This is a genomic window from Actinomyces sp. oral taxon 849 str. F0330 (assembly GCF_000239715.1).
Classification (GTDB): Bacteria; Actinomycetota; Actinomycetes; order Actinomycetales; family Actinomycetaceae; genus Actinomyces; species Actinomyces johnsonii.
The window spans coordinates 48,150-73,593 of record NZ_JH470358.1 but is presented as its reverse complement, the minus strand read 5'-3'; the positions used below and the strand labels follow the sequence as shown (position 1 = coordinate 73,593).

The 25,444-nt window shown below is 63.8% G+C and carries 21 protein-coding genes, 1 tRNA gene and 2 pseudogenes; 9 read left to right on the top strand and 15 right to left on the bottom strand.

Going from position 1 to position 25,444, the window contains the following annotated elements; translation table 11 throughout:
* Positions 1 to 73 precede the first annotated feature (73 nt).
* Together HMPREF0975_RS12460 and HMPREF0975_RS16305 are read right to left on the bottom strand one after the other, a co-directional pair.
* Positions 74 to 1,678 (bottom strand): sensor histidine kinase, encoded by a 1,605-nt coding sequence (locus HMPREF0975_RS12460; RefSeq protein WP_009234546.1) that lies wholly within the window; start codon positions 1,676 to 1,678, stop codon positions 74 to 76.
* Positions 1,679 to 1,683: 5 nt separating this feature from the next.
* On the bottom strand, positions 1,684 to 1,833 hold the full coding sequence (locus HMPREF0975_RS16305; RefSeq protein WP_009234545.1) for a hypothetical protein: 150 nt from the start codon (positions 1,831 to 1,833) through the stop codon (positions 1,684 to 1,686).
* 373 nt (positions 1,834 to 2,206) lie between these two features.
* On the opposite strand from HMPREF0975_RS16305, the gene HMPREF0975_RS12455 reads away from it, so the two are divergent.
* Complete coding sequence (locus HMPREF0975_RS12455) at positions 2,207 to 2,692, top strand: helix-turn-helix domain-containing protein (RefSeq protein ID WP_009234544.1); 486 nt, start codon at positions 2,207 to 2,209, stop codon at positions 2,690 to 2,692.
* A 316-nt stretch (positions 2,693 to 3,008) separates the two neighbouring features.
* On the opposite strand, the gene HMPREF0975_RS17365 is transcribed toward HMPREF0975_RS12455, so the two are convergent.
* The 11 genes and pseudogenes from HMPREF0975_RS17365 to HMPREF0975_RS12425 all read right to left on the bottom strand — a co-directional run bounded on the left by HMPREF0975_RS17365 (position 3,009) and on the right by HMPREF0975_RS12425 (position 15,300).
* Positions 3,009 to 3,251 (bottom strand): hypothetical protein, encoded by a 243-nt coding sequence (locus HMPREF0975_RS17365; RefSeq protein ID WP_442852336.1) that lies wholly within the window; start codon positions 3,249 to 3,251, stop codon positions 3,009 to 3,011.
* 22 nt (positions 3,252 to 3,273) lie between these two features.
* The gene (locus HMPREF0975_RS15075; RefSeq protein ID WP_009234543.1) at positions 3,274 to 4,620 is read right to left on the bottom strand and encodes a UvrD-helicase domain-containing protein; all 1,347 of its coding nucleotides are present in this window, start codon (positions 4,618 to 4,620) and stop codon (positions 3,274 to 3,276) included.
* Complete coding sequence (locus HMPREF0975_RS15070) at positions 4,598 to 6,361, bottom strand: ATP-dependent nuclease (RefSeq protein WP_009234542.1); 1,764 nt, start codon at positions 6,359 to 6,361, stop codon at positions 4,598 to 4,600. The genes HMPREF0975_RS15075 and HMPREF0975_RS15070 overlap by 23 nt, the downstream gene beginning before the upstream one ends.
* A 169-nt stretch (positions 6,362 to 6,530) precedes the next feature.
* A complete protein-coding gene (locus tag HMPREF0975_RS16865; protein WP_232212538.1) occupies positions 6,531 to 7,178 on the bottom strand; it encodes a type I restriction endonuclease subunit R, EcoR124 family in 648 nt (215 codons plus the stop codon).
* Between the two features lie 263 nt (positions 7,179 to 7,441).
* Positions 7,442 to 7,825 (bottom strand): annotated as a pseudogene (locus tag HMPREF0975_RS17360) (type I restriction enzyme subunit R domain-containing protein); the annotation flags it as partial.
* Between the two features lie 149 nt (positions 7,826 to 7,974).
* On the bottom strand, positions 7,975 to 9,831 hold the full coding sequence (locus HMPREF0975_RS12445) for a variant leucine-rich repeat-containing protein (RefSeq protein WP_009234540.1): 1,857 nt from the start codon (positions 9,829 to 9,831) through the stop codon (positions 7,975 to 7,977).
* 182 nt (positions 9,832 to 10,013) lie between these two features.
* Positions 10,014 to 11,426, bottom strand: a complete 1,413-nt coding sequence (locus HMPREF0975_RS12440; protein WP_232212535.1) for a hypothetical protein — start codon at positions 11,424 to 11,426, stop codon at positions 10,014 to 10,016.
* A 360-nt stretch (positions 11,427 to 11,786) separates the two neighbouring features.
* A pseudogene (locus HMPREF0975_RS17355) lies at positions 11,787 to 11,939 on the bottom strand (variant leucine-rich repeat-containing protein); the annotation flags it as partial.
* A 153-nt stretch (positions 11,940 to 12,092) separates the two neighbouring features.
* Complete coding sequence (gene upp / locus HMPREF0975_RS12435; protein ID WP_009234538.1) at positions 12,093 to 12,731, bottom strand: uracil phosphoribosyltransferase; 639 nt, start codon at positions 12,729 to 12,731, stop codon at positions 12,093 to 12,095.
* A 327-nt stretch (positions 12,732 to 13,058) separates the two neighbouring features.
* Positions 13,059 to 13,907 carry a LuxR C-terminal-related transcriptional regulator gene (locus HMPREF0975_RS12430; RefSeq protein WP_009234537.1) on the bottom strand — a complete coding sequence of 283 codons (849 nt, stop codon included), beginning with the start codon at positions 13,905 to 13,907 and terminating at the stop codon, positions 13,059 to 13,061.
* A 43-nt stretch (positions 13,908 to 13,950) separates the two neighbouring features.
* Positions 13,951 to 15,300 carry a sensor histidine kinase gene (locus HMPREF0975_RS12425; RefSeq protein WP_009234536.1) on the bottom strand — a complete coding sequence of 450 codons (1,350 nt, stop codon included), beginning with the start codon at positions 15,298 to 15,300 and terminating at the stop codon, positions 13,951 to 13,953.
* A gap of 185 nt (positions 15,301 to 15,485) precedes the next feature.
* On the opposite strand from HMPREF0975_RS12425, the gene HMPREF0975_RS12420 reads away from it, so the two are divergent.
* The 4 genes from HMPREF0975_RS12420 to HMPREF0975_RS12405 all read left to right on the top strand — a co-directional run bounded on the left by HMPREF0975_RS12420 (position 15,486) and on the right by HMPREF0975_RS12405 (position 19,268).
* Positions 15,486 to 16,031 carry a hypothetical protein gene (locus tag HMPREF0975_RS12420; RefSeq protein WP_009234535.1) on the top strand — a complete coding sequence of 182 codons (546 nt, stop codon included), beginning with the start codon at positions 15,486 to 15,488 and terminating at the stop codon, positions 16,029 to 16,031.
* A complete protein-coding gene (locus tag HMPREF0975_RS12415) occupies positions 16,028 to 16,891 on the top strand; it encodes an ABC transporter ATP-binding protein (protein WP_009234534.1) in 864 nt (287 codons plus the stop codon). Before HMPREF0975_RS12420 ends, HMPREF0975_RS12415 begins: the two co-directional genes overlap by 4 nt.
* Positions 16,888 to 18,246 carry an FtsX-like permease family protein gene (locus HMPREF0975_RS12410; RefSeq protein ID WP_009234533.1) on the top strand — a complete coding sequence of 453 codons (1,359 nt, stop codon included), beginning with the start codon at positions 16,888 to 16,890 and terminating at the stop codon, positions 18,244 to 18,246. The genes HMPREF0975_RS12415 and HMPREF0975_RS12410 overlap by 4 nt, the downstream gene beginning before the upstream one ends.
* Before the next feature lie 158 nt (positions 18,247 to 18,404).
* On the top strand, positions 18,405 to 19,268 hold the full coding sequence (locus HMPREF0975_RS12405) for an aldo/keto reductase (protein WP_009234532.1): 864 nt from the start codon (positions 18,405 to 18,407) through the stop codon (positions 19,266 to 19,268).
* A gap of 115 nt (positions 19,269 to 19,383) precedes the next feature.
* Here the strand turns inward: HMPREF0975_RS12405 and betT are convergent, their stop codons facing one another.
* A complete protein-coding gene (betT, locus tag HMPREF0975_RS12400; protein WP_009234531.1) occupies positions 19,384 to 21,591 on the bottom strand; it encodes a choline BCCT transporter BetT in 2,208 nt (735 codons plus the stop codon).
* 277 nt (positions 21,592 to 21,868) lie between these two features.
* On the opposite strand from betT, the gene HMPREF0975_RS12395 reads away from it, so the two are divergent.
* The 4 genes from HMPREF0975_RS12395 to HMPREF0975_RS12385 all read left to right on the top strand — a co-directional run bounded on the left by HMPREF0975_RS12395 (position 21,869) and on the right by HMPREF0975_RS12385 (position 24,367).
* On the top strand, positions 21,869 to 22,300 hold the full coding sequence (locus HMPREF0975_RS12395) for a nucleoside deaminase (RefSeq protein ID WP_155885552.1): 432 nt from the start codon (positions 21,869 to 21,871) through the stop codon (positions 22,298 to 22,300).
* An 83-nt stretch (positions 22,301 to 22,383) separates the two neighbouring features.
* Positions 22,384 to 22,472: transfer RNA gene (locus tag HMPREF0975_RS15775), tRNA-Ser, on the top strand.
* 320 nt (positions 22,473 to 22,792) lie between these two features.
* On the top strand, positions 22,793 to 23,005 hold the full coding sequence (locus HMPREF0975_RS12390; RefSeq protein WP_009234529.1) for a hypothetical protein: 213 nt from the start codon (positions 22,793 to 22,795) through the stop codon (positions 23,003 to 23,005).
* 888 nt (positions 23,006 to 23,893) lie between these two features.
* Positions 23,894 to 24,367, top strand: coding sequence for a nuclear transport factor 2 family protein (locus HMPREF0975_RS12385; RefSeq protein ID WP_009234527.1), 474 nt, complete (start codon positions 23,894 to 23,896; stop codon positions 24,365 to 24,367).
* A gap of 148 nt (positions 24,368 to 24,515) precedes the next feature.
* Here the strand turns inward: HMPREF0975_RS12385 and HMPREF0975_RS16860 are convergent.
* Positions 24,516 to 25,444: ATP-dependent helicase C-terminal domain-containing protein (locus tag HMPREF0975_RS16860; RefSeq protein ID WP_009234526.1), on the bottom strand; the 929-nt coding region annotated here is incomplete at its 5' end.

Here is a 25,444-nt window from a genome sequence, read left to right as displayed (position 1 = left end):
AGGGAGAGCGGCAGGGTCTCGCGCACGGTGGGCGTGTCGGTTTCGAAGGAGCCGGTGGCTGTAGTCGCGGTGGTCATGAGCCGGCCTCCTCTCCCGAGGCGCCGCGTGCGTGCTCATCGTGGGCAACCGCCGGCTCACCGGTGGTCACCTGAGGTGCCGTGGCCGCCGAGGTGCGCGAGGAGGGCGCGGTGGCCGGGGAGGCGACGATGGAGGGATCGGGGTCGGAGGAGAGGCGCCAGGAGCTGCCGGCCGGGATGCGCAGGCCGACGGTGGCCCCCTGGCCCGAGGCGGAGACGGCGAAGACGGTGCCGTCGTGGGCGTCGGCGATGGCCCGCACGATGGCCAGGCCCAACCCGCTTCCGCGCGGCTTGCCGTCGGCCTCGCCGTGCGTGAAGCGCTCGAAGAGCCAGTCGACGTCGTCGTCGGCCAGTCCCGGACCCTCGTCGGTCACGGAGATCTCCAGCCCGCTGCGGCCGTAGCCGTCGGTGCCGGGGGCGATGGTGAGGGTGAGGGGGCCATCGCCGTGCTGCAATCCGTTGCGGGCGAGGTGGCCGGTGGCCTGACGCACGCGCTCGACGTCGAGCGTGGCCGTGCCGCGGGCCGAGAGGTCGAGATTCCAGCGGCCCGGGGCCATGGCCTCGACGTCGTCGAGCAGGGTGCGGGCCAGGTCGGTGACGTCGACGTCGGGGGTGAGGTTGGCGAAGTCGCGCCGTTCGGCCTGGGTGAGGGACTGGAGGTCGTCGAGGACCCGTTGCAGCTCGGCGATCTGGGTGCGCTGCTGGAGGACGGTGCGGGTGGCCGGCTGGCTGGCCAGGCGTGCGTCCATGACGGTCAGGGGGCCGGAGATCTCCTGGTGTGCGCGCAGGACGAACTGGGTCTGTCCGTCGAAGGCCTCCTGGAGGCGGTCCAGCATGCCGTTGAACTCCTCGGTCAGGCCAGCGATGTCGTCGCGGCCCTTGACGGGCAGGCGGCGGTTGAGGTCCTGGGTGGAGACGGAGGCGGCCGCGGTGCGCAGATCGCGCAGGGGCCTGAGGATCTGGCGAGCCACGAGCAGCCCGACGACTCCGGTGAGGACCAGGACTGCCGCGCTGATGCCGACCATGAGCCAGATCGTGGCGTTGATTTGGTCCACGCGCGAGGCGGTGAAGCTCATGGTGATGACGGACAGGTGCTGGGAGGGGTCGTCGGGCTCGAGCTCGACCCGGGCCCAGCGGACCTCTCCGCTGCCGTAGTCGGTGGCACCCGACGGCGACTGCAGCATCTTCACGAACAGGGGGTCCGTGCTGGTCAGGTTCAGGGACGGGGCGGAGGCGCCGGAGGCCTGGGTGGCCTTGCCGGTGGCGTGGTTGTAGATGATGACGGCTTCCCGGTCGGTGAGCTGCTGGCCGTCCCGGTAGACCTCCATGAGGCGAGTGGTGGAGGCGAAGGGCTGGGAGGTCCGCGGGTCGACGCCGGTGGACGCGAAGTTCTGGAGCTCCTTGACCTCGTGGGCGACGTCGGTGTTGGCGGAGCGCGAGATGTCCGCCATGAGGGTGGAGCGCACGGAGACGATCATGCTGGTCAGCCCCAGGGCGACGACGAACAGCGTCCAGGCGACGATACGCAGTTGGGCGGGGACCGAGGAGCCGGAGGCCGGGTCGGCGGCTGGCGGGGGAGGGGATGAGGGGTTGGAGGACATCGGTGTCAGCTCCCTTCGCCGGCGGAGGTCAGGTAGACCGGGCTGGGCTGCGCGGGCGGGCCGGGGACGACGGCCATGAACTCGGCGGCCAGCGCCAGCGCCACCGGGACAAGCATGAGCAGGGCCAGGGCGAGGATGCGGCGTGAGGTGTTCATGCTTCAACTGTCACGAGTCAGTCCTAGATGGACCACAGGTGAGCGTGAGAGTTCTCTAATGTTGAATAGACTAATAAAACAGTAAAACTTGTAGGTTTTTGATAATGACTGGGGTGCTGCCCTTGGTCGGGGACGTACTTGTCCCGCGAGGACTGCGTCTTCCCGCAGATCACTGGGGTCTGACCGTCGTCGTGTGCGGGAAAGATACGTCCTCGGTGCGAAGGTAAGTCTTCGATGTGCGCGGCTGGCCGCCATGGAGCTGGCAGAAGCGACAGCGCCTTGCCTTGTGCTGACGCCTGCTGAGGTTTACAGTCAATTCGCTCAAAACGCCCAACTCGAAAACGATGAACGAGCAGCAGTGTGGGAGTGCATCATGACCGTGACGACTGAGAGCAGGACCTACCTACCTGAGGAGGATGTCGCCGGGCGCTTCGCCGAGCTTGAGGCGGCGCTTGAGGCCTTCTCCGGTGCGGCGCTGACCGTCAATGGTGAGACGATTGAACTCCCCTCCGCGGCGGCTGAGGCCCTGCAGCAAGCCGTAGATGCGATGCGTCGAGGTCTGGCTGTCACGGTGGCGCCGCAGGACCAGCGTCTGACGACGCAGGAGGCGGCTGACATGCTGGGTATCTCGCGGTCGACGCTGGTCAGGATGTTGGAGGCCGGCGAGATCCCGTTTGAGAAGGTCAGACGGCATCGTCGCCTGTTCCTCACTGACGTGCTGGAGTTCCGTGAGCGTCAGCGTCGGGCGGCGAACGAGGCTCTGTCGGACATGGTGACCGATGCTCAGGCGGTGGGCGATTATGACGAGGACCCCGCCGAGGCACGCAAGGTTCTTAGGGACCTCCGCTCTCAGAACTGAACTCTGACGTTCGCTGCTTGCCGTAACGGCTGTGAAAGTTCAGTCGTGCCTGGCACAGCGGGGGTATCGGACGAGAAAGACGCTGGCAGACTCGTGCTGCAGCCTGTCTCTGTATGCCGCAACGTCAGCCGCACCTGGCCAAGCTCCACCTGCGCGACCGCGTCCATATTGTTGTTGCCCGGTACAAGACTGGTGGTTGATGTATGAGGTCTATAGCTGTGTTGACAGAAAATGCCGAGTACTCCATGGAGTGCTTTCGAGAGTGCACGTTCTCCGTGCTTCGGAAGTGCATGGTATATATCGGTGGACCAGAGTGTCACCATTCTACTTCACGTCTCAGATGATTGATGTCGTTAAGTTTGAAGAAGTGAGAAGGGCTAGCATCCCGTAATTCTCCTTTCGAATTGTGGCGGCGAGTCGCTATTGGGATATAGCAGACCTTCCGCGCTCTTGTTATTCCAACATAATGCAGAGATAGGGCGTCTTTGTAGGCACTATCTGTTTTTCTGCAATTGGGGGGAGGTATAACGTACTCGTAGGTGTCAAGACAGAATACCACGTCGAATTCCAGTCCTTTAGCTTTATGATATGTTAATAGGTTGACTTCGTTGTCCTTCGGGGGCCCGATAATACATTGCTGTAACGCTCGAATCTGACACTACTTTCTGATATGCCTCAATATCTTCGCCATTGAACCCTCGCGGCTCGCAACGCTTAGCTATTTCGACAGCGAGACTCGTTTCCTCGCACAGTTTCCCAGGTGCGAGAGATAAGTACTTTAATACAAGCAGCTTTGTTTTGGCGCGTGTGCTAGGTTTAGAATAGAGGTTGGAGTAATCGTCGAGAAAACTGTCGACAAATCTGTTGGGCGAAAAGTACATCTCAAGTAACATAATGAACACCCGTCTCCATTTGCTGATACCTCTGTCGAGCACGCTGTCTGCGTGACGTTTAGATGGAACAGTTAGCGCCTCTTGAAATCGAACTAATGTGGCATTGGATCGTGCAAGAATAGCAAAGTCACTATATTTTTGGACTTTGTACTTATTCTTGATATTAGGAAGGAATCTTTCAATTGCCTGAGCTATCGATGATTCGTCAGTACCTACTAAATTTCTAGAGTGCGGCGAATTGAGAGGCATAATTCGAGCTCTAATCACGCGCAATTCGTCGGTAGTAAGTAAATTGTCAGTGTGTCCTATAAGCCGGAGAGAGTAGTTAATGATACTTGGGTGGCAGCGATGATTTCTGGTAAGAGCGAAGTGCCTAAAGTCAGTTGAACTGATTAGATTGCTCAAATACTCTGGACTTTTATTAGCCCAACCAAAAATTGCCTGATCGAGGTCTCCAACAACGACTGTTTTTAACCCCATCGATGCCAGCCACATTATTAACCGATGCTGTGAGCTTCCACAGTCCTGATACTCGTCGACATAGACGCTTTTGTAACGCGCTTTAACATACAACTTGGCGGCTTCTACTCGGTCGAGTATCAGCACGGCCGCGCTGCAGAGCATATTGATTGGCAGTTTACCTGTTTTAAGTGCTTCGATTACTTTCTCGTCCTTAGTTCTTTCATCAAACTTATTGCTGTTAACTGAATCGATAATCTTCAGATCGACTGAGCGTTTAAGGAATCGACTTAGAAAAGGGGCAACTATTTCGTTGATACAGAATGAATCTATTGTTCCATAAAACGATCTGTTTCGTATCGCTCCATAACGAATGCATCGCCCCTTTAATTCGGCACTTGCTTTGCGTGTGTACGAAATCGCAATAATTCCTTGATATGAAAGTAAATCTTTGGAATCTTTAACGATCATCTGCGCGAGGGTAAAGGTTTTCCCACTGCCTGGCCTTGCGGTGATGGCTTTGTTGTAAGGGTATTCGATCGCGACGAGTTGCTCATCGGTCGGTGCCAGCGACATTGATGTTCCTCCCAGCTAAGGCTCGCAAAGGGGCAGATATAGGATTGCTCGCTAGAAGAGTTAGATCAGGTTCTGTTTTAAGGAAATCATACATGCGCTCAGCTTTACGTTTCTGCATTTGTTCTACAATTTTCTTCTCTTCATGTCTGCCATAGTGTCCTGCAAGTTGATCTCGTAGAGGACCACTGCTTAAATCATTTTCTAGGTCTTTTAAAGCTAGATAAATCCCATGTTCCTCGGCCAGCATTTTGAGGCATTCTGCGGCTTTACTATTCTGTTCGGTTGGGAACTCCCCTTCCCAAACCAGTGAATGTTTGTATTGTTCGATAGTAGATCTAGTATCTTCTGAAATACTGTCCCCTAGTAGAATTTCTAGCAGGTCAACCGCGCGCTCCACTCCGGCATATCGGTACCGCATACAACCATTGTTCCCGTAGACGCGAAATATGTCGTTATCGGTACGGATAGTCACGGGAATTTCAAGACTGATGCACACGTCGAGGTACTTTTTGAAGCCTACGCCATCAACCGATATGACCGAAAGATTCAACTGATCTAAGTTTATGCCTAATGCGCCACTTAATGCGGTGTAGAACATTACTTCCGAAGAACCTTCGACAAGGAGGACACCGCGAGAAAAAAACACCTCGGATGTAATCGAATTCATTCGATATCCGAACTTATTGAGTGCTTCATCTACTTTGGTTGAATAGCTCAGTGCCTTGGTATTTTTGTGGCTTATATCTTTGGCTAATCTCACTATTTTTCCGTCGGTGAAACGTGCTAAGATTTGAGATGAATGAGTTGTCATTAATATTTGTTCATCTAGATTCGATGACAGGTATTCCGACAGGCGTCTTTGTTGCTGGGGGTGAAGGTGGGCCTCGGGTTCCTCGACAGCAAAAAATACAACTTTCTCGCGCTGATTGCTGGAGGCTAATTCTTGTTTTGAAAGCCAGGTTGCGAAATAAAGTTGATTTCGACGCCCATCTCCACCAAATGTTAGAGGAGCCTCTCCTGAGAGGTAAGCCAACTTCAGGTTGTCCACGAGTTCTCCCGCGTCGGTGTTTCCTGCAACGAGTTGAATCTGCTGCTCTGCGTTGAGTGCGGACAGAGCCGTCATGCGCTCATTTACAACATTCAGGGAATCTGAAACGTAATGAAGCTCGTTGATCTTGTTATTGAGTTCATCAAATTTCTCTTGTATGGACGTAAGCGCTGTTTGATCTTCCTGCTCTTCTTCGTCCGTTCTCTGCACACGCGCTATGTCTAGAAGCCTGTTTTGTTGGCGTTTTAGGAAATTCGATAGATCGCGGGTGCTGGCAACATACTCCATTTGCAAATGCTGAATATAGTATCTGCTGGCTGTCTCTTCAAGGGTTTCAGTTTCAGGTCCGGTCAGGAAGATATATTCTTCGCCCTTTTTCAATTGAAAACGGACATAAACGGTGCCGTCATCACTTCGCGCTTCCTTAAATATGCTTACCAAACAATCTTCGCTGACGTCGATGATTTTTGCGGTAATAACGACTTCGGAACATTCGGACGTGATGTTAAAGTCGCTTTCATCAAGTTCGAAGTCTCTTGAGCTGAAAGATGGATCAAATAGTATGCGTAGTGCATGAAGCAAATTTGACTTGCCGATGTCATTCTCTCCGACGATGAGCGTATGCTTGCCGAACTCAACTTCGCAATCGATGAAGTTTCTGAATCCTTTTATGTGAATGGAATCGATTTTCATGATTTCCTTTCGACTGAATACTTTGATGATCGTATGGGTAGAAGGTGTGGTGGAAGTTGTCTCTAACTTAAGTGTCCGCCAGGTTCGTGTCCATCTCCTTCGTTGCGTATTCTTCTTGGCTTCGCTATAGGCTATATTCGCGGAGTACTCTGACCGAGCTTTTGTGTCTCTAATCCATCGCACTCAGCCCCCGGAATCGCTCAACATAGGCGGCCAGGGCGGCTTGGACACGGCGCTTCTTTTCGTCGTGGCCGTCATCGCCGGCCGAGCGGCGGAACCTGGAGGTGGGCGGCAGAATCCTCGTGATCGCGGTTCCCTCGGTGGGCACGTACCCGTTCCGCAAGGCTGCCTCCACCAGCGCCTTCGCCGGCCCCTCGCGCAGCCTCTCGTCGCGGATGATCGCCGCTAGCTCCTCGCTGCGCCGCTGTTCAATGAACGCCCGCCACTGCTCGCCCACGTCCCCGAAGGCCGACACCGTGTGCACGAAGTCCTCAATGAGGTCGCGCTTGTTGTGCAGGCTGGGACTGGAGGTCACAGCCCGGCGGATCTCCACCGGGATCTCCTTATCCTCGCCATCTCCCGCCTCACCCCGGTGCTTCTCCACCAGCATGAGGACGTAGTCGACGCCCACCTCCACCTGCTTGACCAGCTCGATCTCGAAGACGAGATCGTCGTTGACGACCTCCTTCTCCACGTCGGCGGCCCGCCGCATCTCGGCATACAGGTCCACATACACGCTGCGGTAGTCCTGGAACTCGGCTTCGCCGATGACGTCGTTGTCTCCGAAGTCGTCAAAGCTCGCCAGGATGTTGCGCAGCCGCAGAATCTTCCCGAACTGGCAGATGAACTCCTTCTGCTCGGCCTCGAGGCGATCATCTGACCCGGCTCGAACCTCGCCTGCAGCTCGTTGATCTTCTCCAGGTAGTCCTCTAGGTACTCCTTGTACGGCTTGAGGAGCACCAGCCCGCCTGCGGCCTCGTTGCCGAACAGGGCGATGGCCTCATCGGTCTCGTCCTGCAGGTCCCGGAAGCGGACCACGTTGCCGTAGGTCTTGACCGAGTTGAGGATCCGGTTCGTGCGCGAGAACGCCTGGATGAGCCCGTGCGTACGCAGCGACTTGTCCACCCACAGGGTGTTGAGAGTCTTGGAGTCGAACCCGGTGAGGAACATGTTGACCACGATGACCAGGTCGATCGTCCGCTCCGCCAGCCGCCGCGAGATGTCCTCGTAGTAGCCCTCGAAGCCCTGCGCGCTCGTGTCGTAGGCGGTACCGAAGTGCGCGTTGTAGTCGCGGATCGCCTCATCGAGGAAGGCACGGTCGTCCGCGGTCAGCTGCGAGGGGTCCACGGCCTCATCGGCCAGCGTCTCACCGGGCGCGTCGACGTTGGGCGCGTAGGAGTAGACGATGCCGACGCTCAAGCGCCGGTCCGGGGCCAGCCCCTCCTGCTGCCGCTTGAACTCCATGAAGTAGGCGCGCGCCGCCCGGATCGACGCCGTCGGGAACGGGAATCCTGTTCCCGACCGCGTGGAATGTCTCCATGTGTTGAGGGGGAGTATCCGGCCGCGTGGAATGTCTCCGCTGAGGTTCGGAGACGGGTGCGAGGCCGACCTGATCACAGTTCAGGCTTGTAGCCGCGGGCCTTCCCCAGGTCGCGCATGTAGCCGATGATGAGGTCAGGTTTGACGACGATCAGAGAATCACCTCTCTCCCAGAAAATCCCGGCAAATTCGACCTGTTTCTCCCTTTTGACGTCCATGAGATAAAGGAAGGCATTCGGATCGACCTGTGCTTGTGCCTTGAGTTTGACCGCCTTCTTCTTTGGAGAGAGTGTGGCGCCGGAGGCGCAGAAAGCCTCGTTCTCCTTCTTCTTCTCCAGATTGGGGATCGTGAAGCTTTTTCCAACCTTGGGGACAAGCATATTGATGCAGGAGGACCCTGAGTCTCGAAGACCCGTCATGGGGGCGGGCGACTCGTTCTTCTTATGGTATGCGTGGATCTGCTTAATTGTCAGAAGGTAATGTTCGGGATAAATGAGAGGGCTTTCTTCTTTCTTTGGGTCCACGAAGTAAGCTGACAATTGCTTTCCGTCGAGATCGTACTCGACGACACTCCATGGGTCGTCGGGGCCCGGGTTAAGAGCATTTTTCTCGTAGACCACCCAACCATCTTCGGCGTAGTCGGTGTTGGTCGTCGCTTTCGCTTTGTCCCCGCCAAGCACCTTGGTCTTGCCGTCGGCAAGGTCGAGGACGACGTTATTGATGGTGATGTACTTGTGCTTCTTGTGCGTCACAACATTCACATTGCCTCGCATTGACGAGAAGTTTACCCCGTCCTCGGCTGGGATGGTGATGGTCCACTTCTTCTTCTGAGGGGACTCCCATGCCGTGCACTGATTCTCAGTGTCGCAGCTGATGGCTATTCCGTCGGCGATGATGGCCGACTGGCTCTCGCTCCACGGTACAGAACCTTGCTTACCCGAGCTCAGATCGATGATCGTCGGCCCGTAGACAACCTTGTCATCACCCCACGAGTACGCCGTCGACTCGAACGAGGTGGAGGGGTCCGAACTGTCGCCCCCGACCTCGAGGTCCCACGCCTTCGTCATCCCGCTGTCGGCGATCGTGTAGGCAGTCAGAGTGTGGTTCGAACTCTCGTAGGTGAGGAAGTGGTCACCGACAACCAGCGGCGTCGCGCTGGCCGCGACGTCGGCGTCCCACTTCTTGACGGAGCCGTCCTTCCAGTCGTCCGACAACTCGATGTGCCGGTTGATGATCTTCGCGTCCGATGGTCCGAAGAAGTACCAGCACGCCCCGCCGGTTGCGGCGAGGACCAGGATGATGGGGAGGAAGACCGCTACCGCCGTGGCTCCGCGTCGTCGCTTTGGACGTAGTGCCGGTGCAGCTTGCACCGGTGGGCCATTGAAGGCCGGCTGCCCGGGTGGTGCTCCCATGGCGGGCTGATTCATCGCCGGGTATCCGATGGAGCCCGTCTGCCGGGGTCCCGGCTGCGCCACAGGGGAAGCAGAAGGGACAGACGGCTGCGAAGTCGGCCTGTCGGCGCCGGGCGGCTGCGCGATGTCCGTTGACCCCGGGGCCCCAGTCACCGCGCCGTATCCCTGGGGCGCACTCCCATAACCGGTGGACTGCTGCGGCCGCGCCGCCCCCACCGCCATCGTCGGTGCCATGGCGTCAATCTGCTCCGAGGCCTGCGACTGCGCTGGAGGTGCAGCCTCATCCGTCTGGGTCGTCCCCTGTCTGGACCGCCGTGCCAAAGCCTCCTTGACAGCAACGTTGTCGGAGTGCGCCAGCAGGTCGAGGACGGACTGCGGCGTCGCCGGGTTCACGGCCAGGATCGGGTGCAAGTCGGGGCGGGTGGCCGCGATACGTTGAAGATCGTGAGAAGGGGCGAATCCATCTGCCGCGATGGTCGCGTCGTTGTCGCCTGAAGAAGGAGGGTACCCCGTTGTCATAGCTTCGAAGCCTACCGGAGTTTACGGTGTGAGGGCGCGAATCGAGCCATGGGGACCTGTCGACCTCGGATACGCCGATGAGGGGCTGTCGGAACGGTCGTCGAGGTGGTAAAGACGGCCTCGCCGGGGCCCGCTCGCGGATACCCATCTACTCGGGATTCGGGGTGCCAGGCGGTGCTGGGTTATGACTCGGGCTTGAAGCCAATGGCCTTCCCGTGCTCCTTATCATAACCGATGATGAGATCATATTCTGCCATGATGAGCGAGTCTCCGCTCTTCCAGTCGATTTCTTTGAATTTGATCTCCTTTCCAGTTCTGGTGTTCATGAGAAGAAGCGCAGAATTAGGGTCGCTGTGTTCCCAGGCGGTGAGGCTCACGATGCTTCCTTGTGAGGAGATCGAGGCGTACGTCGGGCATGGGGTGTCGTCATCATCGCTGCTGGAGCTGTGCTTGGTGGACGTGGGAGCGGAGAATGACTGACCGTTCTTAGGGGTGAGTTTGGAGACGCAGCCGCCGGAGCTGCCTCTGGAGATCGTCAGAGGGGCTTCATCGTATTCTCGTTCACTGAAGTATTTTTGATGTTGTTCGGCTGTAAGGAGGGTGTTGTTCGGAAATATCGGATCCTTACCCTCGGAGGGCTTTATTGTGTAGCTGCTCTTTTTGTTTCCCTGAGTGTCATATACGGTGACATCCCATTTCAGATTGTCCTCTGATGAGGTTTCGTCTTTACTGTAGAGCAACCATCCGTCTTTAATGTAGACAACGGCCGTGTCCTTTGATACTTCGCCCTTCTTTCCCAGGTGTATCGTGTCGCCGGTCCTGAGGTCGATCACGATGTTGCAGAAGGCGGTGTACTCCTTTCCTCCCCGCGTAAGGATCTCCGTGTTCGACACAGCGGATTGCTTTGCAAACTCTTTCGCCCCCTTGATGGTTTTGCTCCATCGTTTTTTACTCGGCGATTCCCAGGCGGTACAACGGTCGTCGGAGTTGCAGCTGATTGCTACGCCGCCGGCGATCACGGCGGAGTCCTCCTCGCCCCACGGGGGAGAGCTCTCCTTTCCGGTTTTCAGGTCGATCATCTGATGGCGATAGATGAGTCTGCTGTTTCCCCAGTTCTGAAATGAGGGGGAAGAAGAGGCGTAGGAGGACTGGTAGATGTCGTCGGCGAGCTCGACGCGCCATGACTCTTCCATCCCCTTGTCCAGCGACGAGTATCCGGTGAGTGTGTTGCTCGACTTCTCATAGGTCAGGAAATAGTCGCCAATAACGTACGGTTCGGCGTCGGAGGCGACGTCGACGCTCCACGCTTCCTGTGCACCCTGGGCCCAAGAATCTATTAGGGAGGTCCTGAAAGTGACTACTGACGTGCTCGACGATCCGAAGAAGTACCAGGCGGCCACACCGCCCCCGGTTAGAAGCAGAACGATCGGCAGAACGATTGCGAGTACCTTGAGACCCCGTCTTTTCGGGGGCTGAATCGTCGGCGCATACATCGGTGCGCCGTACGCCGGAGCCGTGATCTGGCTCTGCCCTTGCATATATCCCGGCGGCGCTCCGGCCGGTACTCCGGGCGGCATCGCGGGCTGCTGCTCCATGGGCTGCGCCGCCGACTGCATCGACGGAGCCGAGTAGTGCTGGGACGGTGGCGGCAGAGCAACGGGTTGAGCCGCCTGAGAGGAATCCTGTGGCAAGGGACTTGGCTGGGGCCCGGCGCCCGTCCCGTATCCGTAACCCTGAGGTGCGGCGCCCGGAGCCATGGCGCCGGGCGCCGTCGGCGGAACGCCATCGTAGCCCTGGGGCGCCGCCCCGTATCCAGAGGCCTGCTGCGGCTGGGGCGCCACCGCCATTGTTGGCGCCATTGCATCGATCTGGCCGGGAATCTGCGGCTGCCCCGGCCATGCGGGCGGTGTCATTCCGGCGGATTGGCTCGCACCCTGCCCAGTCCGTCGCGCCAGAATCTCCTGGACCACGTCATCGTCGGAGCGCTCCAGCACCGAGAGGACCTGGGGCGGGATCGACGGGTTCGCCGCCAGGATCGAGTGCAGGTCGGGGCGGGCCTGCGCGATTCGCTCAAGGTCTTGCGGCGAGGCGAATCTGCTGGCCGCCATCGTGGCATCGTAATCTCCGGAAGATGGTGAGTGCCCCGTCGTCATGTCTCCCGAGCCTAACGAAATCCAGGGCCCGAGGTCGCCGAATCGGACCACCGGCGCCTGGCTCCGCCGTCGGATTAGAGCCGCGATCCGATAGAGGGTGCCGCTGGCTCAGTCGACGATGCCGTAGAGGCGGTCCCCGGCGTCGCCGAGCCCGGGCACGATGTAGGCGTGCTCGTTGAGCCGCTCGTCGACGCTGGCGGTCACGACCGTGACGTTCGCCCGCTCGCCGACCGCTTCCTCAAGCGTCCTGACCCCCTCGGGGGCGGCGATGAGACACAGCGCGGTGACGTCGCGCGCCCCGCGCTCGAGCAGGTAGTCGATGGCTGCCACGAGGGTGTGTCCGGTGGCCAGCATGGGGTCGATGACGAAGCACTGGCGGCCCGAGAGGTCGTCGGGCAGACGGTTGGCGTAGGTCTCCACCTCCAGGGTGTCCTCGTCGCGCTTCATCCCCAGGAAGCCGACCTCCGCGGTGGGCAGCAGGCGCGTCATACCCTCCAGCATCCCCAGGCCCGCGCGCAGGATCGGCACGACGATCGGCCGCGGGTCGGCCAGACGGCGGCACTGCGCCAGCGCCACAGGGGTGCGGATCTCCACCTCCTCGGTGCGCACCTCGCGGGTGGCCTCGTAGGCGAGCAGGGTGACGAGCTCGTCCACCAGCTGGCGGAAGACCGCCGACGGCGTCTTCTCGTCGCGCAGGACGGAGAGCTTGTGATCGATGAGGGGGTGGTCGGCAACGTGGAGGCGCATGGAGACAGCCTAATGCCGCAGCCGGGCCTACACCGCCCCAACGCCGCGCCGGCTGCGTCTGCGCCCACTGCGTGACCATGCCACCTCAGTGATCGGAAGGCGGCCGGCGTCGGAATCCCCGTCGAAGTTTCGCAGTGCTGGTCACTTCGTGTCCAAATCGGTGACAAAGACCCGAAACGGGTTCAAGGTGTCAGATAAGAACCGCATGATTCCGCGGTTCTGTCGGAGGTCTGAAGACCGCGTCGGCTTCTTTGTCACCGATTTGGACATCAGGCACGCCGTGGGGGCCGTTTCGGCCTCCGTGACCACTGCGCTGTGCGGCCAGGCTCAGGCGCGGGCGTGCAACCAGGCCAGAACTGCCCGCACGCGCCGGTTCTCCTCGCCCGGCTGCAGGTCCAGCCCCCGGAAGATGTTCGCCACGTGCTTGGCCACCGCTCCGTCGGAGAGCACCAGTCGCTCAGCGATCTGGGCGTTCGACAGCCCCTGCGCCATGAGCTCGAGCACCTCCTGCTCGCGCCGCGTCAGCCGGTCCAGGCCCGCTCCGCCCGGTGCCGTGCTCGCGATTCCGCCCGACGGCGTCGACGGGGAGACCGCCCCGATCGGCGCCGGCGTCTGAAAACCGGACGGTGCGGTAGGGGCAACCGCTGCTGGGCCTGCCGTGTTCTCCGCGGCCCCACCGGCCCTGGAACCGGCGGCCCGCGCCGCCTTCATGAGGTGGGAGACCACCTCCGGGTCGATGACCACTCCGCCGCCCACGACGACGTCGAGCGAGTGCAGGAAGTCCGCCACCCGCCCCACGCGCTCCTTGAGCAGGTAGCCCACGGCGCCGCCGGACCCGGCCGGGGACGCCGGGGACGGCGAGGACTCAGTCTCCTCGAGCAGGTCCTGCACGTAGGGCCCGGCCACGTAAGCGCTCAGCACCACCACCGGCAGACCCGGGTGGGCCCGGCGCAGGTCGATGGCGGCGCGCAGTCCGTCATCCGTGCCTGTCGGTGGCATTCGCACGTCGGTGACGACGATGTCGGGCAGTTCCCCGGCGGCGGCCAGGCGCTCGACCTCGGTGCGCAGCGCGTCGGCATCGGCCACCTGCGCCACGACCTTGTGCCCGGCGGTGGTCAGAAGCCCTGCCAGACCCTCGCGCAGGAGGGCGGCGTCGTCGGCGAGCAGGATCCTCATGGGCACATCCTGCCTCAGTCGGATGGTCGGGTGTGGGTGATGGTTACGCGGCCTGTCCAGGCTGCTCACGCTCCCGGTCATCCTCCGGATCGTCCGTGCCCCACGGTGGGGTCAGCGGCGCCGTGATCGTCAGCCGCGTCCCGGCGCCCTCGGGGGAGCTGACCTTCAGCCGCCCGCCGATGGACTCCACCCGCTGCGCCATGCCCCGCAGCCCGGTGGCATTCTCCCGCTTGGGGTCCGCCCCGCCGCGTCCTTCGTCAGCTACGACGGTGCTCAGCCCCGTGCCCGTGCAGCGCAGCGTGATTGTCGCGCTCTCGGCTCGGGCGTGCTTGGCGGCGTTCGTCAGCGCCTCGGCCACCGCGAAGTAGACGACCGTTGCCACAGGCTGCGAGATCTGGGCCAGGTCGGCCTCCTCGGCGTCGACGACGATGCTGGTCGGCAGCGGTGCCCGGCCCGTCAGGTCCTTCAGCGCCGGCGCCAGGCCGCGCTCGGACAGGACCGCCGGACGGATACCGCGCACGGTCTCGCGCAGGTCCCGCAGGGCCGTCTCGGCGCGGTCCTGCGCCGTGTCGATCCCTTTTAGCAGCGCGGTCCGGGACGTGGTTGTGGCCTCGTCGTCTGGCAGGGACTCGGCGGCCAGGCGCAGCCCGCCCAGACTCATGGTGAGGGCGACGAGGTCCTGCTGGGCGCCGTCGTGCAGGTCCCGCTCGATGCGGGTGCGCTCGGCCTCGAAGGCGTCCATGAGGGTGGCTCGGCTGGCCGTGAGGTGGCCGACCTCGGCGGTCAGCTGCTCCAGGCGCTGCTTCTTGCGCTCACCCGACAGTGCTTCCACTAACAGCAGCCGCAGTATTCCGAAGCCCAGGAGCGCCCCAAAGGCGGGGATAAGGCCGACCAGCCCGGCCGGCACCAGCGGCCAGGCGTTCTGCGGCTCGGTCACCGTCACCTCCTGGACGCCCAGATGAAGCGTGATGGGCGCCTCAGGAGAGGCCATGAAGGGCGCCAGAATGCTGGTGACGGCCAAGGCCCCGAAGAACCCGCTGATGAAGAACGATGCCGTGGTCAGTGCCAGGCCTCCCAGGCACAGGGGCAGGTCCTGCCGCCAGAACTCCACGTGAGCGACGCGCGCCAGCAGCCACGGGGTCTTGCGCTCCCCCTTCTTCCGACCGGAGGGGGCCTCCACCCCTATGCGACGCGCAACGATGCGCTCCAGCGACGCCCCTAGCGGTACCGTGAGATGGAACAGCAGAATGACGGGGATGAGGAGGGGAATCGACGGTATCCACAGCGCGGCGTGCAGGAACTCCCATCCGATGATGCCGATCCACCGACGTCGTCGGCGATACCAGGCGGGACGGCGCTCGACGGATGAAACGCCGGGTGGCACAGAGATCATGCCGACGACGCTAACCGGCTCAGGGACGGGACGCACTCGTGCTGGCCCCCGTGCGGGCACCCCGGGGTGGTGCTGGCACCCCTGAAGTGGTGGACGCTCCAGTGGAGTGAGGTGGGGTTAGCCGGATACGAAGACGGGGGCGAGCACCAGTGCGATGGCGGCCGGTCGCGAGTGAACTGGTGCACATGAGTCTCGACCCGTTCCTTCCATGCACTGCAGCCGTCGCCTGCGACGCCTTCGGCCCCGCCTCTTCGGGGACGGCCCGCACATCCACCCGCTTCCAGGCCTCCGCCGGTACCGAGGTGTTTGGGGCGGGATTCGACGAGCAGGCGCTGCCAACGGACTCCGATAAGGTGCGGGTCCACGAACGGCATCGGGCCTACACGCGCTGGTACGTGGCGGTGGGCGCCGAGGCCCTGGTGCTGGCGCTGCTGATCGTCATCGTCGGACGGCAGCTGACGCAGCTGCTGGGGGTGGCCACGCCGGGTGGGGGAGCGGCGGCCTGGGTGCACGACCTCCTGGTGGAATCGCGTCAGCTGCTCGCCAGGATGAGCGGCGCCGGCGTGCGGACCTGGCTGCCCTCGATCCTGGCCGCGCTGCTGACCATCATGGGACCCTGGCTGAGGAGGCTGGCCGCGCGATGGGGACTGGGGATCCTGGCGGGAAGCCGAGCAGTATCCGTCCTCACCTGGCTCGTCGTTGCGGTCGCAGGGGTTTGGGGCCTGTCATGATCCGTCGCCGGGACCGTCCCGCCACAGTCAGCGCCGACAAGCAGGGGCCGCAGGCACCGCCGGCCATCGAGGTAGCCGGACTCACCCGCGTCTTCCGCGTCCAAGGGCGCCGCAACGCCGACGTCACCGCGCTCAACGGTGTCGACCTCGCCCTGCCCGCCGGTAGCTTCACCGCCCTGGTCGGCGCCTCCGGCTGCGGCAAGTCCACCCTCCTGCAGTGCATCGCCGGGCTTGACATCCCCACTGCCGGCACCGTCCAGCTCCTCGGCACCCGGACGAGCTCGCTTCGCCCCCGGCCTGCTGCCCGCTTCCGGGCCCGGCACGTCGGCTTCGTCTTCCAGGACGACAACCTCGTCACCTCCCTGTCCGCGCGCGACAACGTCGCCCTGCCCGGTCGCCTGCGCCGCAGACCCCTGAGCCGCACTGCCGTCGACGACGCCCTTGAGCGTGTGGGTCTGAGCGACCAGGCCCGCCACCTGCCTCACCAGATGAGCGGCGGCGAGCGCCAGCGCGTCGCCATCGCCCGCGTCCTGGCCTCCCGTCCCGACATTGTCTTCGCCGATGAGCCCACGGCCGCCCTCGACGTCGCCGCCGCCGCGACCGTCCTCGACTGGCTCGCCGAGCTCGCCGGAGGCCCCGGTGCTGTGCCTGGCGCCGTGCCCGCCCCAGCTGGGTCCTCTTCCCCCGTGCAGCAACCGGCCACCGTCCTCATGGTGACGCACGACGCCGCAGCTGCCGCCCGGGCCCAGCACGTCCTCGTCATGGACGCCGGCCACCTCGTCGCCTCCCTGCCCGGGGGCGACCCCGCCGCCATCTCCGCCGCCGTCCTGTCCGCCCGCGGTGCCGGAGGCTCCCAATGATCCGTCTGCTCCTGTCCGACCTGCGCCACCACGCCGGCTCCTGGGCGTGGACCGCCGTCGTCGCCGTCGTGGCCGCCTCTGCCGTCGCCGGCCAGTTCCGGGTCGCTCATGGCGCCTTCGCCGCTGCGGAGGCTGCTGGAGACCCCACAATGATCGATGGGGCCGAATCCGTCTCAGGCATCATCATCATTGGGGTCGTCTTCGCCGCCGTGGCCGTCCTGTCCTCCACTAGCAACCTCGCGGTCTCCCAGCGAGAGCGCGACCACGGGCTGTGGAAGGCCCTGGGCATGAGCCCCTCGATGGTTCGCCTGGTCATCCAGGGCCAGCTCCTCGCCCTCGGGACGCTCACCTCTCTCGTCGCGGTGCCGTTGAGCCTGCCCATCAGCCGGTTCATGATGCACCGGCTCATCTCCGATGGGGCCGCCCTGCCCGGCGCGGTGCCTCAGTGGAAACCCGCTGACCTCATCTGGACCGCGTTCATCAGCGCCGGCACCCTCGTCATAGGTGGTCGGGGCGCCGCCAAACGGGCCTCACGCTCCCCGGAAGCCCTGCTCCTGCGCGGGTCGGGCGGGCAGAGAGCACATCGGAGTGTGGGCCTAGTCCTCAAGGGCCTTATGCGGCTGCTCTGGGCCGCTGCCGCCGCGGCTGGGTGGGCCGCCGAGTTCCTCGTCATCCGCAGCGGGGAGAATCAGGACGTCTTCATGAGCCTTTTCGGCGGTGTCCTGTGCGGGTTGATGCTCGTGTGCATCCTGTGCGGCTGGCTCAGCCCGGTCCTGGAGCGCCTGCTCGCCGCCCTTATCCCGGATCCCGGGGTCGCCTGGCACGTCGCCGGACGCACCTGCGCCCTGGAGTCGCGCCGCTCGGCGGCCACCGTCCTACCCTTCCTGGTGACGATCGGGCTGGTCGCCGTTTCCTTCGGCCCGGCATCGGCCTCCTCCGACATCACCGTCACAGGCTTCACCTCCGTGTTCGGGCTGCCCTTCCTCGTGTCCTGGACCGGGGGTGTGGCCGTCATCGCCATGAGCGCGGGCCGACGTCGCCGTGACGCCGCCCTCCTGCGCGCCGCCGGAGCCATGGAGCGCGACGTCCTGGCCATCGAGGTACTCGAGGGAGTTCTCCACGCCGCCGCCGCGACCGTCCTCGGCCTGCTCGTCACCCTGTCCACGGCCGTTCTGGTGGCGGAGGCTATGCACAGACCGCTGGCCAGCATCTTGGTGGGGTTCCCCTGGACGACGTTGGGTCTCGTGTGCGCGGCGACCCTGGCGACCACCTGCCTGGCCGTCGTCGTCTCCGCTCGCGCCGGGGCGCTCGCGGGCGAGCAGAGCCTGGGGCAGGTGCTGCGCGCCTGCGACTGAGCTTCGCCGTCCTGGCTGTGCGAAGAATGTGGGTCTCGGCGCGGAATGTCCTCGCCGACGCGCTGGTTGGGCCGGGCGCGAAAGGGGCTGACGTCGTGCCTTCCAGCAGGACTAGGTTGCCCGTACCGACCGCATTGAAGGAGATTGAAGGAGAACTCATGGCCATTGACTCCGCCCCCATCATCACTCTCAACAACGGCGTCGACATCCCGCAGATCGGCTACGGCGTCTTCCTGACCCCGCCGGAGGAGACCGAGCGGGCCGTGCTCGAGGCCTTCGAGGTCGGCTACCGCCACGTCGACACCGCTCAGGCCTACCGCAACGAGGAGGGCGTGGGAGCCGCCGTCGCCGCCTGTGGGCTGCCCCGCGAAGACGTCTTCGTGACCACCAAGGTGTGGTTCTCCAACGCCGGGGACGAGCGCGCCGCTCGCTCCATCGACGGCTCCCTGCGCCGCCTGCGCACCGACTACATCGACCTGCTCTTAGTCCACCAGCCCTTCGGCGATTACTACGGCACCTACCGCGCCATGGAGAAGGCCCTGGCCGCCGGCAAGGTCCGTGCCATCGGCGTCTCCAACTTCTTCCCCGATCGCTTCGTGGACCTGGCGCAGCACGTCGAGGTGCCTCCGGCCGTCAACCAGATGGAGACCCACGTCTTCAATCAGCAGGCCGACAACCGCGCCTGGTACGCCAAGTACGGCACCGCCCTGGAGTCCTGGGGACCGTTGGCCCAGGGCCGCAACAACATCTTCACCCACCCGGTGCTCACCGCCGTCGGCGAGAAGTACGGCAAGACCGCCGCCCAGGTGGCGCTGCGCTACCTCATCCAGCTGGGCATCATCGTCATCCCCAAGACGGTCCACCGCGAACGCATGGTCACCAACCTCGACGTCACCGACTTCCAGCTCGACGACGCCGACCTGCAGGCCATCGCGGCCCTCGACGAGGGACGGGGTGTTGTGGACCACTACGACCCTGCCTTCCAGGAGCGCCTCGCCTCCTTCACGGTCGAGGAGGACTAACCCTCCCGCCCTCTTCCTACTGGGGGCCTATCACATGAGCGGAAACATTCGACGCCGCAGAGGGAACGGTTTTCCCGTTCCCCCTGCGGCGTCGAATGTCTCTACCGGGGCGAATTTAGAACCGGCGTGAGAACCGGGACTCGGTCTTCTCGGAGGTGCCCACGTACTCCAGCCAGCGCTCGTAGTGGTCGAGCACATCGTGGGCCACTTGGTCGGAGTTCCAGTCGACGACGTCGTAGCCCTGGCCGCCGCTGTGCGGGCGCACTTCGAGGCGCACCGTGAGGTCGTCGGCCTCGTGGACGGCGAAGCCGTAGGAGGGTACGGGTGTGACCACCATGCGCACGACGTATCGGAAGGAGTCGATGGAGCTGGACTGCTCCTCGCCGCTCTCCGTCGTGGCCGGGGCGGCGGAGACGACCAGGCTGGCCCGTCCTAGGAAGGTGCGCTCGTCGTCGGGGTCTTGCGCCTCGGGGCCCTCGACGAAGACCTCGGCGGAGACGTTCTCCTTGCGCAGTTCGGTGGCCACCGCTTCCATGGCCGGCACGATGCGCCGCTCGAGGGCGTGGCTGGCCTCGTCGGGGGAGACGGAGTTGAGGGTGTGGACCAGGCGCTCGCGCCAGGGCGTCTGCTCCAGGCCGGCGGCCGTCCCGTTGAAACCGAGGGCACGATTACGGTTGGCGATGGACAGGGCCTGGTTGTAGGAGTCTTCGGTGCTCAGGGATCGCCACAGGGTGTACATGATGAGGATGAGCACTCCGGAGAAGGGTAGCGCCATGACGATCGTGGCCTGCTGGAGGATGGGGATGCCGCCGGCCACGAGCATGGCGATGGTCAGGATCCCGGTCAGGGCGGCCCAGAAGATCCGCAGCCAGGCGGCGGCGTCCTGGCGCGCCGAGCGGATGCGGCTGGAGAGGTTGGCCATGACCAGGGCGCCGGAGTCGGCGCTGGTGACGTAGAAGAGGATGCCGATGAACAGGGCCAGGGCGATGAGGATCTTCTGGCCCGGCAGGTGCTCCAGCATCCAGTACAGGCCCTGCTCGGGCTGGTCCAGGGTGAGGTCCCGGAATTCGCCGTTGCCGCGGATGACCAGGTCGAGGGCGTGATTGCCGAAGATGGCCACCCACATGAGGATGTAGCAGAAGGGCAGCAGGAGGCTGCCGAGCACGAACTGGCGGATGGTGCGGCCGCGCGAGATGCGGGCCAGGAACATGCCCACGAAGGCCGCCCAGGCGATCCACCAGGCCCAGAAGAACAGGGTCCAGGCATTGAGCCACTCATCGGGCCGGTTGTAGGCGTAGGTCTCCAGCGTCAGCAGCGGGAAGCGGGTGAAGAAGTCTCCTATGGAGCCCACGAGCGCGTCGATGAGGAAAGCGGCATCGCCGGTGATGAGCACCCACAGGGCCAGGCCGATGGCCAGCAGCACGTTGATGGTGGACAGGACGCGCACGCCGCGGTCGACGCCCGAGACGGCCGAGACCGTCGCCATGATGACGGCCAGGGCGGTCAGCCCGATCTGGGTGGGGAAGCCCTGTGGCAGCCCGAACAGGATGTTGAGGGCCACGTTGAGCTGGACGACGCCGACGCCCAGCGAAGCGGCGATTCCGAAGACCCCGCCGACCAGTGCTGCGGCGTCGACGATGTCTCCGATGACGCCCTCGGTGTGCCGTCCCAGTAGTGGGCGCAGGGTGGATCGCAGTGTGAGGGTGTCGCGGCGTCGGTAGGCGAAGTAGGCCATGGACAGCCCTACTAGTGCGTACAGGCCCCAGCCGGAGATGCCGTAGTGGAACAGGGACAGGACGATCGCGTCGCGGGCGGCCTGGATGGTCTGCCCGTCCCCAGTGGGCGGGTGCATGTACTGGTCGACCGGCTCGGCGACGGCGAAGAACAGGATCTCGGTTCCGATACCGGCGGCGAAGAGCATGGCCGTCCAGGCGAAGGTGGAGAAGTCCGGCGTCGAGTTGTCCGGACCCAGGCGGATCCGCCCGAACCGGGAGAAGGCCAGCGCCAGGATGAAGATGAGCGCGGCCGTAATGAGGAGGATATAGAAGGACCCGAACCAGCGGCTCGTCCAGGTCACGGCCGTGCTGAAGGCGTCGTTGACGATCTTGGGGGCGAAGATCGCGGCCAGGGCGACGATGGCGATGATGGTGGCCGACACGAAGAAGACCACCGGGTTGAGGGACTGCTTGTCGAGCTGGGCGGCGGATGGCGTCTCGGACGATGCCTCGGATGGGGCGATGTGCTCAGAGGAATGGGATGAGCGGTCTGAGGGCTCGTCTGCTGCGGGCTCGCTCTGCTCGCTCGTTTCGGGGGACCGGCTCACCGACCTGCTCCGTTCTTCATGGGGACTCACTTCGTACTGGAATTGAGGGGACATGGGGCGGTGCCAAGATACGGCAACTGGGAGATCAGCCCAGGGCCGTACGTCTCATGTGGAGCCTATAACGGAGGTGATGTACCCGTTATGTATTCCCGCTGACGTCGGAGTGATGCAGAAGACTGAGCGCGGTGCGGGCGGGGACCGGCGCTTCCCGGATTCCGGGTCTGTCATCCTTGGGGCTGTGACGTCTTCACCCTCTGCACAGTCGCTGGATGCCGCCATGGTGCGCGCCCTGGAGCTGGCCCGCTCGGCGGGCCGTGCGGGGGAGGTGCCGGTGGGCGCCGTCATCCTCTCGCCGGAGGGGGCTGTTGTGGCCGAGGCCGCCAACGCCCGCCAGACCGAGCACGACCCGACGGCGCACGCCGAGATCCGTGCCCTGCGCGCCGCCGGCGCCGCCCTGGGCGACTCCCACCTGGACGGCTGCACCCTCGTGGTGACCCTTGAGCCGTGCACCATGTGCGCCGGCGCCATCGTCCTGGCCCGCGTGACCCGGCTGGTGCTGGGGGCCTGGGAGCCGAGGACCGGGGCCTGCGGCTCGGTGCGCGACGTCGTGCGCGACGCCCGGGCCAACCATCAGGTCGAGGTGCGCGCCGGCCTGCGGGCCCAAGAGTCCCAGGCCCTCCTGACGGCATTCTTCGCCGACCGCCGCTGAGGAAGGGCGGACGTCGGTCGTGACTGATACCGCAGGACGCCGCGTTGGGGCCCGGGCCGCCGTCCGTGTAACCTCTTAAGCGAGGTAGCGTGTCCGAGCGGCCGAAGGTGCAGATCTCGAAAGTCTGTGTGGTTCATAGCCACCCTGGGTTCGAATCCCAGCGCTACCGCCACCACGGGAGGGCCCGCCGAAGCAACCACGAGTTGCCCGGCGGGCCCTCTCCGTCTCTGACGCACTGACGCCGACGCTGCGGGGGCCCGTACTGCTCGAGGGCTGGGCGTCACTGGGTGAGAGACGGGTGTACTGCCTGACTCTCGGGGGTTCGTGCAGTGCAGACAGGTGTCGGTCAGTAGGAACCCCGGTTCGTGCAGTTCGGGGACGGGGCGGTTTCTCCTGGTTGAGACCCGATCGCTGATCGTCCGTGAGGAGGGCACGGTTTGTGTCGTAGCGATGCGCTACAGTGCGTATACGACCACGGAAGGAGGCAGTCATATGTCCACTGCCCTTATCCCGTCACGTGGAGTCGTCAAGCACTTCTCGCAGGCCGAGCTTGAGGCACGAGAGAGGGCTGTCGTCAGCGCACTCGAGCGTCGGTTCGGCAGTGTTGATGCTGCACTCGCCCAGGAGTACACCGGTGAGTACCCGTCGGACGACCTCAAGCTGTTCTCCGAGTACCACAGCTTGATGTTCCTCCTTGGCAAGTGATCACCGGGGCGGATGAGCAGACCTTCCGTTTTGCGGAGGGGCTGACTCGTACAGTGCGTGCGGTTTGCCCGGCAGCGCCTGAGTTCCAGGTCGACGTCGCAGGAGAGGACCCTTGGAAGGCAGCTGTTCATCCGCAGGAGAAGGCTCCTGTCGTCCTGTCCATCGGTGGCAAGAAACTCCTCGATCTAGTCGTGTCTTACACCTGTTCGATATCGACACAGCATCCCTACATGATCATCGAGGGCTCGATGTTCGGCCTGAGACCCCATGGTGGAGGCGAGTGGCTTGCTCGTCTTGACTACCGGCGTCGTCCTCTGGCAAATGTTCCTTGCTCGCACCTTCACATTCATGCGCATCGTGACGCCTGGACTTTCATGATGTCCCGCGATGGTCATGGCAGCGGACGAAAGACGGTCAAGAAGCGGGGAGGCGCTGAGAAGACTCCCCAGATCTCTGACATCCACTCCCCTGTTGGCGGTCCGCGGCTGCGACCCGCACTGGAGGACTTCCTGACAATGCTGATCGAGGAGCTTGGAGTCGACCATCCTCCTCAGGCGCGCCAGGAACTTGATCGGGCCGGGCCCGTTGGAGAATGGAGCAGACAAAAGCCATCGTTCGGTCTTCCGGTGATCTTGCCGCAGAGGTCCTCCGAGAGATGGGGTGGACGGTCTCACCTCCCGCGAGCTATCAGCCGAAGAGACATCCTGCGGAGTGGTTGGAGCGGTACTGAGCCGAGTTCAAGCAGGCGTGACGTTCCGTGCAGAACCGCACGATGCAACGCCGTGAAACTGGCTGCAACGTCAGATGCGGCGGGACCTGCACACCTGCCACGCGCGCTGAAAGCACTTGGTCCCCCATTTGTCCGACATCGGGCTCTACCCTTGACCCATGAGCCGCCGCCCCCACCGTCCCCACGAATCCCGAACCCTCTCCCGCACCCGTACTCAGGCCCGTCCTCACCCCCACGCCTCCGAGGCTGCGCCGCACGCGGCCGCCGACCTCTACTCGCTCCTGTGCGACGCCATGGTCGCCGGCGACACCAAGGCGATCGATGCCCTGCTCACCGACGACTGCGTCCTGACCCACATGACCGGCTATCCCCAGCCCAAGATCGAATGGCTCGGGGACATCGCCACCGGCTCCATGCGCTACCACGCCCACGAGGTGGTGTCCGTTCAAACAGACACGATCGCCGGCTTCCCGGTGGTGCGCGGCCGCACCCGCACCACGGCCACCCTGTGGGGCGGGCGCGGCACCTGGAACCTCCAGATCGTCGGATACGTCGTGCCCGACGCCGATCCCGACACCGAACACAACTCCACCGGCTTCCGCTTCAGCCGCCTGGACGCCTCCACGTGGTGAGTCGTCGCTAAGCCGGTTGTCCTGAGAACGTCTGAGCCGGCCAGGGTCAACCAGAGTCGGCCTCCTTAGACCTCTTGGCAGTGCCGGCCCGCTGCGGCACCCGTCGCCAGCCGTCCCCGCAGGGCCCTCAGATTATCTTCGCCCCCGCCTACCGACGCCGTCCGGTCCCCCTCGTGGCGGGCGCGTTCCACGGGTCCTCAGGCCAAGCGTACTTGGGGTAGCGTCCGCGCATCTCGGAGCGCACCTGCGGGTAGCCCTGCTCCCAGAAGGAGGCCAGGTCGTCGGTGACCGCCACCGGCCGGCGTGCCGGCGAGAGCAGGTGCAGCAGCACGGCCACCCGTCCCTCCACGATCCGCGGCGTGGCCGCCCAACCGAAGCACTCCTGGACCCGCACCGCCAGCACCGGCCGACCCGCCTGCCCGGTGCCAGCGGAGTCCATGGCGCCTGTGGCGGCCGAGGGCCCAGCGGAGCCGGCAGCGGAGGAGCCGTAGTCCACCCGCACCTGCGAACCGGAGGGGACCTCAATGCGCTCGGGCGCCAGTTCCTCCAGGCGCGCCGCCTGCGGCCAGGGCAGAAGCGCCCGCAGCGCCTGGGCCACATCCAGCCGCTCCAGGCTGAAGCGCCTGCTCCCCGCGCTCGACGCCGCAGCCCCGGACGACCCGCGTGAGCCGGCCTGCCCGACCAGGCTCATGACCGCCGGTGCCAACCACTCCTCGGCCCGCTTTGCCAGAGCCGCATCGCTCATATCCGGCCAGGGCTCGCCCAGGTGCTCGTGCAGCAGGGCCAGTCGGGCGCGCAGGCTCCGGGCCTCCTCATCCCACGGCAGCGCGGCCAGACCCGCGCCGGCGCCTTCAGTTCGCACCCGCTCGACGACGGCGTCCGCCACCTCCTGCGGTCCCGGAGGCGACCCCGGCGTGGCGGTGAGCGTGATGGCCCCCAGGCGGCGCACGCGCTCGGTGCGTAGCCGCCCGCCGTCCCAGACGGTGCGCTCCTCCTCGGCCAGCCAGGCCCCGGCCAGCTCCAGCGCCACCTGCTCATCGAGGGGCGCTGCAGCCCGGACAAGCGCGTCCCCGCGCC